Here is a 13,205-nt window from a genome sequence, read left to right as displayed (position 1 = left end):
CCGGCCCGGGTACGACCTATGTGACGCTTCGTGATCGAATCGTGTCCATAAGCTATGGCGTGACGCGTTCCAGCTGCTCAGACTGCCTGCGAGCACCGTGACTACGGCGTTCCGAGTCTGTGAAGACTCGTGGCTACCCGACTCGAACGGGGTCCGTCGTGCAGTCACGGCACGCATTCGAACCTGTCCCGCGCTGGCGCAGCCGGGGCGCGCTCGGCCTGGCGCTCAGCGCTGCGCTGGTGGCGGAGACCCTGGTCGTCGCCAGCGAGGCGTACGCGGCGCCCGCGCCACCCGCCCAGGAGGAGCCTGCGCGAGGGGTGGACGGCCTGCAGGCCCCGGATGCCGCGTCGGCCCAGACCATCGCCCGGTTGATGGACGAGCGGGTCGAGGTGATCGGTGAGCGGACGCCGACCACGTCGACGTGGGTGCTGCCCGACGGGACGATGACCACGGGGATGGCACTGGCGCCGATCTGGGTGCGCCAGCCGACCGGGGACGGCACGGCGCCCGAGGACTGGGCGCCGGTCGATCTGACGCTGGTGCGCACGCCCGAGGGGACGGTCGAACCTGCGTCCTACCCCACGGACCTGGTGTTGTCCCCCGGTGGTGGCGCCCCGGCGGACGGCCGCCTGGTGTCCTTGGCCAGCGGGGCGGACGGGCAGGCTGTGGCCGTCGAGTGGAACGACCCACTGCCAGTGCCGGAGCTCGACGGTCCGCGCGCGACCTACCGGGACGTGCAGCCCGGGGTCGACCTCGTGGTGGAGGTGACACGTACCGGGTTCGAGCAGTTCTACGTGCTGACCGAGCGCCCGGTCAGCAGCGCGATCCCGGAACTGTCCCTGGAGATGGCCGCCGAGGGGGTGCAGGTCGTACCCGCGGAGGGCGGGGGCGTCGCGTTCGCCCGTCCGTCCGGCGAGCTGGTCGCCTCCTCGAGCACGCCGACCGCGTGGGACGCCGAGGCCGACGGGGAGCGCGTTCATCCGATCACCGAGCCCTTCGAGGCTCCGGCGCCGGCCGAGGGCCTGCTCAGCTCGGGCATCCTGCCGCCCCCCACGGACGTGCCGGACACACCTTCCGCCGCGACGACCGAGGCGCCCGTTCCCTCGATCGACGACCCGGCGGCGGGGTCTCCGCCGGCCGACGCCGGCCAGGCCGAGGACGCGCTGGCGGCTGACGCCGGTGCCAGCGTCAGCCTGCCGCTGCCGGAGGCCGTCGTCGGCGAGGACGGGAGCAGCGTCGTCTACGACCTGACGCCGGGGGCAGAGTTCCTCCTCGATGCGGCCACGGACTACCCCGTGGTGATCGACCCGGAGGTCAACACCGGCGAGCTCTACGCGAGCTTCGACACGTTCGTGCAGCACGGGTACGCCAGCGACCAGTCAGCCGCCGGTGACCTCCGCCTGGGCACCTTCGACGGAGGGCGGACGATCGCCCGGTCGTTCCTGACTTTCGACCTGAGCGCGTTGCGCGGCTCGAGCATCCACCACGCGTCGCTGTGGATGTGGAGCTGGCACGCCGGGTCCTGCTCGCCCCGGGACTGGCAGATCTGGGAGACCTACCCGGCCGGCACCGCCACGAGGATCAACAACCAGCCGGGCTGGGTGCGGCACTGGAGCACCTCCTCGGCGACGGCCGGCTACGGCGCGGGCTGCGACGACGCGTGGGTGTCGGCTGACGTCACCAACCTGCTCCGGATGTGGGCCGACACCTGGGCGATGAACGGAACGATGGGGCTGAAGGCAGCCAACGAGGCGGACAACGCCGGCTGGAAGAAGTTCAACTCGGCCGACGTGGGTTCGGGGGTGCCCCACCTGTACGTGCAGTGGTCCTACAAGCCGTACGCGCACAACATCGGTGTGGCGCCGATGAACTTCGACGGCGGGGCATTCACGAGCAGTACCCAGCCCAGGCTCAGCGCCACGGTCGATGACGGCGACGGCTCGGCCAATCTCCGCTTCGAGGTGTGGCGCCGCTCGGACAACGTGCGCGTCTGGGAGAAGACCCTGACCGGTATCCCCCACGGCCAGGTCGGGGCCACCACGGTGGACCCGAACGTGCTGAAGGACGGGGTCACCTACCGGGCTGTGGTCTACGCGGTCGACAGCTATCACACCTCTCCGGCCAACTGGAGCGGCGACTTCACGATCGACCAGTCGGCGCCCCTGGCCCCGACGGTCAACTCGGTCGTCTACCCGGCGGACGGCACCTGGCACGGTGACGCCACCAAGCCCGGCGAGTTCACCCTGACGATGCCGGCGGCTGACTCGACCCTGTCCGGCTTCTACTGGGGCTTGGACGCCGCCCCCACCACCAGGATCAACGCCACCGGCAGCACGACCCTGACCATCACGCCTCCGACCACGGGTCCGCACGTCCTGCAGGTGCAATCCGTCGACCGGGCCGGCAACCGGTCGGGCATCGCCCGGTACAGCTTCAACGTCGGGCGTGCCGGCCTGCTGTCGCCGGTCGAGGGCGCCCAGGTGGTGCGGAACGTCCGCGTGGCCGTCGCGGGGGAGTCCGGCTTCAGCCACGTGAAGTTCCTCTGGCGCCGTGGCCCGGATTCGACCGTCACCAGCCCGATCCCGCTCACCGCCCTCACCGAGGCCGACGGCAGGCCGCTGACATCGGCCTTCACACCGATGGTCGCCGAGGGCGAGTACGTCACCTGGGATGCAGGGCTGACGCTGGGGCACGTTCCCGGACCGGTGCAGATCGCCGCCGTCGTGGCCAAAGACGCCGACGGCCGCGACGAGTACACCACTGCGTGGACGACGGTCACCGTCTCCCCGGACGCTGCCTACGCCGCCACCACGGAGGTCGGTCCCGGCTCGGTGAACCTGCTGACCGGTGAGTACGCCCTGTCCTCCACCGATGTCGACGAGTTCGGCATGGCGCTGGGCCGCACGACCTCTTCCCGGGACACCCGGTCCGGGTTCGAACTGCAGCCGGAGTTGCTGTCCGAGGCCATGCAGAAGATGTCCGCGGTCAGCGACTGGAGCGCCACCGCTGGCGACGTGAGCGTGGTGACGAACCGGTGGCACACCGGGAAGAACGCCATGCGTCTGGTCAGCCGCGGCACCGGCAGCGACGTCTATGCCACCCCCCGCACATCCCCGGTGTTGGCCAAGGGGGCGACCTACCGGCTGTCGGCGTGGGTCTACGTGCCCGCGGCCAGCGGGTTGAGCCCTGAGCACGCGGACGGGCTGCGACTGTCCGCCGTCTACACCGAGTCGGGCAAAGAGGTACGGGTGACCAGCGCCCGGCCACGTCTCGTCGACGCCTGGCAGCAGCTGACCGTCGATGTCACCGTCCCCGCATCGGCGGCAGGCAACGGCGCCGTGCGGCTGTACAACGGTTTCGCCGGCGCGGGCAAGGAGGTGTTCTTCGACGACGTCTCGGTGCGGGAGATCTTCGCGCCCCTCGGACCGCAGTGGTCCCTGGGCACCGCCGATGGCGGCGCGCAGACGGGCTACAGCCACATCAGCCAGCCGTATACCGACGTCGCCGCGCTGCACCTGTCCGGTGGTGGGGAGGTGTGGTTCACCCAGGGCGGTGACGGGCGTTGGTGGCCCGAGCCGGGTGCGGAGAGCCTGACCCTGACTCCCGCGGGCCGGGGGCAGTGGCGGCTGACCGAGCTCGACGGCACGGTGAGCACCTTCCGGACCGGCGTCACCAGCATGCTGCACCCGGGCGACCGGCTGACTGGCGGTCAGTACGTCCTCTCGACGAACGGGCGCTTCCAGTTCATCCAGCAGACCGATGGCAACGCCGTGGTCTACGAGCTCCTCGACGGACGCGTCGACGGGCGGAGGACCGCGCTCTGGGACAGCCGCACGTGGAACCACCCTGGCGCGGCGCTGACCATGCAGTCCGACGGCAACATGGTCATGCACGCCGTCAACGGCGCCGTCGTCTGGAGCTCGAACACCTGGGGGAATCCCGGCGCGCGCTTCACCCTCCAGAACGACGCCAACGCCGTCGTCTACCGCACCGATGACGTCTCGCTGTGGGACACCAAGACCTGGCGCGGCCCGAACCCGGCGTTCGACAACGTGGCACGTCTGGTCTCGACCTCGCCTCCGGCCGATGCGGGCCAGACGCGACTCGTGTACGAATCGGTCAACGGCCGCCTGCGGCTGGCCCGGATGATCGCCCCTCTCCAGCCCGGTGTGGACAACTGGCCGGTCAACACGGCCGCCTGCACGACTCCGGTTCCGGCGGTCGGCTGCCAGGTCACCCAGCTCCTCTACGCCACGGCGACCACCGCCACCGCCGACAAGTTCGGTGACTACGCCGAGCGTCTGGTCGAGGTCCGGCTGCACTCGGCCGTGGCCGGCCAGGCAGCCACCACGTCGGTGGCCGCGGTCCGGTACGCCTACGACACAGAGGGGCGCCTGCGCGAGGTGTGGGACCCCCGGATCTCGCCCGCGCTGAAGACGAGCTACTCCTACGACGCGGATGGACGTGTCGTCGGCCTCGGTGTGCCCGGTGAGCTGCCCTGGGCGTTCGCCTACGGCACGGGTGGCGCCCGTTCGACGATCGGCGAGGGTGACCTGGTCGACCGCAGCTCCGGTCGGCTGCTCACGGTGTCCCGCGACTCGCTCATTCCCGGGACGGTCGATCAGCTCGGCGAGAAGAAGAACGTCACAACTCTCGTCTACGCCGTGCCGCTCGCCCGCGGCAGCGGCGGCCCCTACGACCTCGGCCCCGACGCGCTCGCGACCTGGGCGCAGACCCGCGGCCCGACCGACGCCACCGCCGTCTTCGGGCCGGAGGACGTACCGACCGTCACCACCGCGACCACTACCAGCCCTGGCCCCGACGGCTACCGCTCGGCCACGGTTCACTACCTGGACGCCTCCGGGCGCGAGGTCAACACCGCCACACCGGCCGGGCCGGATGCGCCGGCCGCCGGCTTCATCGACACCGCCCAGTACGACCAATTCGGCAATGTCGTGCGTTCCCTGGACGCCACCAATCGGCTGTTGGCTCTCCGCCAGCTCCCGACCGCGGACGCCGACCTGCATCTTCTCAACCTCAACAACGTCGACAGCGACACCGACAACAGTGCGACCCGCGCCGAGGCCCTGTCGACGAAGACCTTCTACAGCCGCGACGGGCTAGACGTGCTGTGGACCCGAGGTCCGCGGGTACTCCTGGCGATCGGCAACGACCCGAAGGACACCCGGGTCGTTCAGGACGTGACCAGGTACGTCTACGACCAGGACAGGCCCGACGGGCAGGCATACCACCTGGTCACCACCCAGACCGACGGGCTGCTCCCAGCCGGTGGCAACCCGGCCACCGACGGTCTCCTGGACGCCGAGGTCACGGTCAACGGGTACGCCCCGATCGACGGCTCCTCGCCCGCCGGACCGACGTCGGGGTGGAAGACGGGTCAGCCCACCGTGGTCACCTTCGACGCCACCGGTGCGAAGCTGTCCGCGCTGGTCCGGTACGACGACCAGGGTCGGGCTGTCGAGTCGCGCGGGATCGGCTCGACCGGCAAGGACGCGAGCACGAACCTCGCCGTCTACTACACCGCCGGGGCGAACGCGCAGAAGAGCGAGTGCGGGAACAACGCGGCCTATGCCGGGCTGCCGTGCATGTCCTACGCGGCGGGTGCGGTGACCGGCCATGACTCCTCGCGGATGGCGGGTCAGCTGCCGGTCAAGCACGTCACCGCGTACAACCGGTACGGCTCGGTGTCCTCGGTGACGGAGTCGGCCACCGGCCCGGTGGCAGGTGCGACGACGACGGTGTCGCGCACGACGGTCACCGAGTACGACGCCGCCGACCGGGTGCTGTCGGTGACCTTGAGCGGCTCGGGTGCCGGGGCCGGTGCGCCGGTGGCGAAGACGGTGAACCGATATGACCCGGCAACCGGTGACGTGACGGTGATCGAGGGTCACGACCCGGCGGGTGCGGTGGTGTCGACGGTCAGGAAGTCCTTCGACCTGCTGGGCCGCATGACCAAGTACGAGGACGGTTCGGGTGGCTGGACCACCAGCGTCTTCGACCGGTTCGGCAAGCCGACGGAGGTGTCCGACTCCACGGGGTCGACGACGTCGTTCAGCTATGACCGGGCGAAGGAGCCGCGCGGGTTCGTGACGTCGGTGACCGATTCGGTGGCCGGGACGATCTCTGCGTCCTACGGGCCCGATGGTCAGGTGATGAGCCAGTCGCTTCCCGGTGGGGTCACGCTGACGATCGGCTATGACGCGAACCGGACGCCGGTGTCGCGCACGTATGCGCGATCCGGCGACGGGACGCTGATTGCCTCGTCGGCGGCGGTGGAGAACGCTGCGGGGCAGATGGTCACGCATGTGACGCCGGGGACGAGCAAGCGTTACTCCTATGACGCGCTGGGCCGGTTGACCGGGGTGCAGGACTCGATCAACGGCACGCCGGTGTGCGTGGCGCGGAATTACGGCTACAGCGTGCGGGGGAACCGGTTGTCGCTGGCGACGGCGGTCTCGGGCGCCGGCGGGTGTGTGGATCCTGGTGATCCGGGCGCGGGGGCCAGCACGAACACGTACACCTATGACTCCGCTGATCGGCTGGTGGAGGAGTCGGCGGTCGGCGCGGGGGCGTGGGTGTATGACCCGCTGGGTCGGGTCACGACCGCGCCGGTGCGCGGCTCGCCTGGTGTGACGGTCCAGAACGAGTACTTCGCCAATGACCTGATCGCCGCCCAGACGATCGAGGGGGTCGCGCGGCAGACGTGGTCGTTGGATGCGATCGGCCGGTTCGCCTCCTACACCAACTCGGCGTGGGCGGTGGGTGGTGACGGGCAGCCGGGGTGGCAGGAGGCGGTCACCAAGGTCAACCACTACGACTCCGACAGCGATTCGCCGGCGTGGATCGCCGAGGACGAGTCGCTGGAAACTGAGATCACCCGCTACGTGGACGGGCTGGACGGCAACCTGGCGGTGGAGACCGGGAAGTCCGGTGACCGGGTGCTGCAGCTGGTCGATCTGCACGGCGATGTGATGGCCAGGCTGCCCATCGCGGACGGGGAGACGGTCGCGGACTGGGCTCGAGCGTTGGTGCAGTCCGCCGATGAGTTCGGCAATCCCACCGACCTGAAGGGCGGGAGCGCCCGGGTCAGTGACGGGCAGTCCCCGGGTGCGGATGGCCGGTACGGGTGGCTGGGCGGTAAGCAGCGCTCCGCCGATGCCCTGGCCGGTGTGGTGTTGATGGGGGTGCGGCTGTATGACCCGGGCACGGGCCGGTTCTGGTCCCGGGACCCCTCCCCGGGTGGGAACTCGACGGCCTATGACTACTGCTCGGGTGATCCGGTCAACTGCACCGATCTGGATGGGCAGTGGGGGATCTTCAAGGCCCTGGTGAAGAAGGTCGCCAAGAAGGTCGCCGCGGTCGCCGAGGTGGTGGCCACCGTGGTGCCCGGGCCGATCGGGGTCGCGGCCGGGGCCATCTCGGCCGGTGCGTACGCGGTCACCGGCAACAAGTCCGCGGCCCTGCGGATGAGCGTGCAGGCGGTGGCCGCCATGGTCCCCGGCGGCGGGGCGATGGTGAAAGCCGGGTTCGCCGCTGCACGGTCCGGCGGACGCATCGCTGCGAAGGCCGGCCAATCCCTGGCCAAGCCGTTCCGGCGAGCACCGGCTAGTTGCGCCACCCGCCCGAACAGTTTCACGCCCGAGACCGGTGTCCTCATGGCCGACGGCACCACGCAGCCGATCAGCGGCATCGAGGTCGGTGACCTGGTCGCCGCCCGGGACCCGCTCACCGGTGAGGTGACCGCCCAGCCGGTGCTCGACGTGATCGTCGGCCACGGCGACAAGCACCTCATCGAGGTCGTCACCGCACCGGCACCGGCCGGCGCACTCGCTAACGGGCAGACCGCCGACGACGACCCCCGCGCCGACGCCTGGACCGCCACCGCAGGCCACCCCATCTGGGTCCAAGGCGAGGGCTGGACCGACGCGGACGACCTCGCCGTCGGCGACCTCCTCCACGGCGCCACCGGCGAACTCCGCGTCGTCCAGCACCTCGACGACCACGGCTGGCTGGCCGACCAGACCGTCTACAACCTCAGCGTCGCCAATACGCACACGTTTGTCATCGGCGACTTGGGCGACGGCACCGTGGTTCACAATTGCTCTTCAGGCGCGGGGTTCACGAAAATGGCGAGGGAGCAAATCCGCAATGCAAACATGGAAAAAAATGGCGGAGTGCTAAAGTGTGACATCTGCGGAGTCGAAACTCCGCGGGCCAAGCGGCTCAGGCTAGGAGAGAGGAAGAATATGCTGTCTAGTGAAATCGACCACATCATTGCTCGAGCCAAGGGCGGCTGGAACACTATTAGGAATGGCAGGAATGTCTGCGCGCGGTGCAACAACATTAAGGGTGCAAAATGATGAGATGGTTGCGACGAGCAGGAGTCGGCCGAAGCGATGATCCTCTCGTGTACTCGACCAAGGACATGCTGGAAGGAGGTGCGGTCTTATTGGTCCGGCATGAGACAGATGGCGATTGGCAGTACTTAGGGACACCAGACCCTGACCCTGATCAGGCGGTGATGGTGCACCAGGGCCACATGCATCAGTTGGACCCGACGTTGGAAGCGGTGAAGGCGCTACCTATTGGCGCGTGGGCGACTCGCGAAGACGTCGACGGGACTTGGACGTTCGGTGAGATTGAAAGCTAGGGCGCATACTCGGCCTCGCGCATGACAAGTGCCGTGCATCCCTTCCAGATGTCGAGCAGTCGAACAGCGCGAAGGGGTACGGCCTCCTGCGCGAGCGTGGCCTGAGACGTTCTCGCTTCAAGAAGAGAGCATTCTGCCCAGGACGCTGTTCTGGTTGCGGCTGACCCCACCCTTATCGCAGGTTGTCGTCACTGAGCGCCTGCCCCGTCGGGCGACGGGGGGCGAGCCCTGCGCGCAGGCTTTGCGGACGGTCATCTCGCACTCTGCGGCGGTGGAGAACGCCGCGGGGCAGATGGTCACGCACGTGACGCCGGGGACGAGCAAGCGGTACTCCTATGACGCGCTGGGCCGGTTGACCGGGGTGCAGGACTCGATCAACGGCACGCCGGTGTGCGTGGCGCGGGATTACGGCTACAGCGTGCGGGGGAACCGATTGTCGCTGGCGACGGCGGTCTCCGGCGCCGGCGGGTGTGTGGATCCCGGTGATCCGGGCGCGGGGGCCAGTACGAACACGTACATCTATGACTCGGCTGATCGGCTGGTGGAGGAGTCGGCGGTGGGCGCGGGGGCGTGGGTGTATGACCCGCTGGGTCGGGTCACGACGGCGCCGGTGCGTGGCTCGCCGGGTGTGACGGTCCAGAACGAGTACTTCGCCAATGATCTGATCGCCGCTCAGACGGTCGAGGGGGTGGCGCGGCAGACGTGGTCGTTGGATGCGATCGGCCGGTTCGCCTCCTACACGAACTCGGCGTGGGCGGTGGGTGGGGACGGGCAGCTGGGGTGGCAGGAGGCGGTCACCAAGGTCAATCACTACGACTCCGACAGTGATTCGCCGGCGTGGATCGCCGAGGACGCGTCGCTGGATTCTGAGATCACCCGGTACGTGGATGGTCTGGACGGCAATCTGGCGGTGGAGACCGGGAAGTCCGGTGACCGGGTGTTGCAGTTGGTGGATCTGCACGGCGATGTGATGACCAGGCTGCCGATCCGGGACGGGGAGGACACCGCCGACTGGGTCGGGGCGCGGGTGCAGTCCGCCGATGAGTTCGGCAACCCCACCGACCTGAAAAGCGGGATCGCCCGGGTCAGTGACGGGCAGTCTCCGGGTGCTGAGGGCCGGTACGGGTGGCTGGGCGGTAAGCAGCGCTCCGCGGATGCCCTGGCCGGTGTGGTGTTGATGGGGGTGCGGCTGTATGACCCGGGCACGGGCCGATTCTGGTCCCGGGACCCCTCACCGGGTGGGAACTCGACCGCCTATGACTACTGCTCGGGTGATCCGGTCAACTGCACCGACCTGGATGGGCAGTGGGGCATCTTCAAGGCCCTGGTGAAGAAGGTGGCCAAGAAGGTCGCCGCGGTGGCCGAGGTCGTGGCCACCGTCGTTCCCGGACCCATCGGCGCTGCGGCGGGGGCCATCTCGGCCGGCGCCTACGCCGCCACCGGCAATCGGCGCAAAGCACTGGAAATGGGTGTCACCGCAGTCGCGGCCATGGTCCCCGGCGGCGGGGCCATGGTGAAAGCCGGCTTCGCCGCCGCAAGAGCCGGCGGAAAGGTCGCGGCGAGGGTTGGCCGGGCGGTTGCCAAGCCGTCCCGTCGGGCGTCCGCCAGTTGCCGTACTGGTCCCGGCAACAGCTTCACCCCCGAGACCGGGGTGTTGCTGGCCGACGGCACCACCGTGCCGATCAGCGACGTCAAGGTGGGTGAACTGGTCGCCGCAAGGGACCCGAACACCGGCAAGGTCACCGCGCAGCCGGTACTGGACGTGATCGTCGGCCGCGGCGAGAAGCACCTGATAAGCGTCACTACCTCCCCTGCGTCACCCGCAGGGTCCAACGGCACCGCGGTCACGGGTGATGACACTTGGATCGCCACCGCCAATCATCCCATCTGGGTGGAAGGATTGGGGTGGACAAACACCGAGGACCTGCGGGTTGGGGACCTCATCCCTGGTGCGGGCCAAGATGGTCGCGTTATCTCGCAGGTCATCGACTACGGGTGGATTCCTGACCAGACAGTGCTCAACCTCTCGGTGGCTAACGTTCACACGTTCATAGCCGGGGACGCGAACGAAGGCGTCCTCGTCCATAACAGTTCAGCCGCCTGTCCGCTGCGCCGGCCAGCGATCCCTCGAGGGGCGTTTTACGCAGTGGGCGCGGGTGCGGGCATCTCCGGTGCTGCCGTGATGTTCTCCAACAGAGGTAAGAAAAAGGCCAGAATCGGCGAGGATCGCGATAATGCCCACACTAGCAACAAGCGGCGCAGTAATAGTGATAAGCACACAAAGGTGCAGGGTTACGGTGGTGGAGTAAAACCGAACTTCACCCCTAAGCCCAAGCGACGAAACTAGATATTGCTCAAGCTCGTCAGGAGGTGTACAAGGGTCACCATGGAGCATGTCGACCGAGAGGCCGCCATTCAAGCGGGGATACGGCTTGCCGAAGCCGAAGAACACGCCGAGGCGGTTGCCTACCTTGCGCACGCCGTCGATCTAGGCGCGGATGAGGCGCTCTTTCATCTGGCGTTCAGTTTGTGTCGCCTGCAGCGGTGGACTGAGGCAGCGGGGGCATTCCTTCGCGCTGCGGAGGTCGGCGATGATGACGCATGGCTCAATTTGGCCATCGTGTACGTCGAGTTGGAGCGTTGGGCGGAGGCCGAATGGGCAGCCGAGCATGCCCTTGGCCACGGCGAAGAGGCGGCATGGGGTCCCTTAGGTTACGCCCTTCTGCAGCAGGGTGATCAGGAAGGCGCTAAGAGTGCATTTGAAGCGGCGACAAGTTTCGGAGACGAGCAGAGCATGATCCAGTTGGCCCTATTGCTCAGAAGTCCCGACTTGGGACGGGCAAAGCAGCTGCTTCAGATGGCGGATGAGGCTGGCGATTCGAAGGCGGCCGCGATTCTGGCATGTTGGCAGTGGGACGACTCGCTGGACCCCTCTTTGGAGCGCACCCTTCGCCTCGCATTGGAGGCATATTCGCCAGCGTGCGTCTCGTTGGCTGACCTGCTGCTGTTAACCGGTCGCACCGAAGAAGCCTTAACCCAGCTCCAGAGGGGGGCGGAGCGCGGCGAAAAGGCTTGCTGGCTTCCCCTTGGCAATATTCTCTTGGACCATTTCGATGACGTCGCCTCCGCCGAGCGCGCGTATCGAAGCGGTATCGCCGCTGGTGATACGAACTGCTTCTACAACCTGGGCGCACTTCTACTCGACCGCGGCGATACGGCAGCGGCTCTGGAGCAGTTCCAGCGCGGCGCTGACGCCGGAGATCAGTTGGCTGCTCGGGCACTTCGCCGCCAGTCCTAACGGCCGGAATCTATGACCGTCGCTGGCCTGGTCCGGCCTGACCACCGGCGCCGCCCGGGTCAGTGACGGGCGGTCCCCGGGTGCGGAGGGTCGGTACGGGTGGCTGGGCGGTAAGCAGCGCTCCGCCGATGCCCTGGCCGGGGTGGTGCTGATGGGGGTGCGGCTGTATGACCCGGGCACCGGCCGGTTCTGGTCCCGGGACCCCTCCCCGGGTGGGAACTCGACCGCGTATGACTACTGCTCGGGTGATCCGGTCAACTGCACCGACCTGGACGGGCAGTGGGGGATCTTCAAGGCCCTGGTGAAGAAGGTGGCCAAGAAGGTCGCCGCGGTCGCCGAAGTGGTCGCCACCGTGGTGCCCGGGCCGATCGGCGCTGCGGCGGCTGGGATCTCTGCCGGCGCCTACGCCGCCACCGGCAACAAGCGCAAAGCCCTGGAGATGGGCGTCACCGCGGTGGCGGCGATGGTGCCCGGTGGCGGCGCGATGGTGAAGGCCGGCTTCGCCGCAGCACGAGCAGGCGGACGGGTCGCGGCCAAGGCCGGCCAATCGCTGACCAAGCTGCGCAAGGGCGGATGCGACAACAGCTTCACGCGCGAGACGCCGGTGCTCATGGCCGACGGCACCACCCAGCCCATCAGCGACATCGACGTCGGCGACCTCGTCGCCGCCAAAGACCCGATCACCGGGGAGCTCACCACGCAGCCCGTCCTGAACGTGATCGTTGGATATGGCGACAAACACCTCATCGGCGTCACCACCGGACGCGCACCACCCGCCGAAGCGGGCGCGGCCACGACCCTGGACGGCCAGGACGCATGGGTCGCGACGGCCGACCACCCGATCTGGGTCGCGGGCAGGGGGTGGACCGACGCAGAAGACCTGGCGGTCAAAGATGTAACGGTCGCCGCGGACGGGGAACGCCGTGCGGTCGTCCGGGTTATCGACTTTGGCTGGATGGCTGGCCAATTGGTCTACAACCTGTCCGTCGCCAACATTCATACCTTTGTCGTCGGCGGGACCGGTTCCGGGACCGTCGTACACAACTGCGGCTTCATCGATCCTAGTAAGGTAAGATTTCGCAATCGAGTATTAGTCGCAACTTTAGTGATGGATCACCGGTTATGGGACTTGCCGCTGGGCTCCGTTCAGGAGCCGTGAAGGCGAGTAGTATTCCCGCTGTCCGAGTCGTCAAGCACCGGGGGAGCTTGTATGCCCTGGACAACAGGCGATTAAAG

At 68.2% G+C, this 13,205-nt stretch carries 5 protein-coding genes; all 5 read left to right on the top strand.

All coding sequences use genetic code 11. From position 1 onward, the window contains the following. Positions 1–158: 158 nt before the first annotated feature. The 5 genes from BD833_RS01635 (at position 159) to BD833_RS22630 (ending at position 13,128) form a co-directional block, all read left to right on the top strand. On the top strand, positions 159–8,381 hold the full coding sequence (locus tag BD833_RS01635) for a DNRLRE domain-containing protein (RefSeq protein ID WP_166531368.1): 8,223 nt from the start codon (positions 159–161) through the stop codon (positions 8,379–8,381). 47 nt (positions 8,382–8,428) lie between these two features. Continuing rightward, entirely contained in the window at positions 8,429–8,671 is a 243-nt protein-coding gene (locus BD833_RS01630; RefSeq protein WP_166531367.1) for a hypothetical protein, read from the top strand. 271 nt (positions 8,672–8,942) lie between these two features. Further along, the gene (locus tag BD833_RS01625; RefSeq protein ID WP_166531366.1) at positions 8,943–11,018 is read left to right on the top strand and encodes an RHS repeat-associated core domain-containing protein; all 2,076 of its coding nucleotides are present in this window, start codon (positions 8,943–8,945) and stop codon (positions 11,016–11,018) included. A 39-nt stretch (positions 11,019–11,057) separates the two neighbouring features. Next, complete coding sequence (locus tag BD833_RS01620) at positions 11,058–11,969, top strand: tetratricopeptide repeat protein (RefSeq protein ID WP_166531365.1); 912 nt, start codon at positions 11,058–11,060, stop codon at positions 11,967–11,969. A gap of 22 nt (positions 11,970–11,991) precedes the next feature. Further along, positions 11,992–13,128 carry an RHS repeat-associated core domain-containing protein gene (locus BD833_RS22630; RefSeq protein WP_341770579.1) on the top strand — a complete coding sequence of 379 codons (1,137 nt, stop codon included), beginning with the start codon at positions 11,992–11,994 and terminating at the stop codon, positions 13,126–13,128. Positions 13,129–13,205 lie beyond the last annotated feature (77 nt).

Origin of the sequence: Blastococcus xanthinilyticus, assembly GCF_008124835.1 — a bacterium.
Classification (GTDB): domain Bacteria; phylum Actinomycetota; class Actinomycetes; order Mycobacteriales; family Geodermatophilaceae; genus Blastococcus; species Blastococcus xanthinilyticus.
Note: the sequence above shows the minus strand (reverse complement) of the source record. Positions and strands in the feature narration are given on the sequence as shown.

Bases quoted from the DNA above. Each gene is read 5' to 3' on its own strand.
- BD833_RS01620 (WP_166531365.1), top strand. From the start codon at position 11,058: ATGGAGCATGTCGACCGAGAGGCCGCCATTCAAGCGGGGATACGGCTT.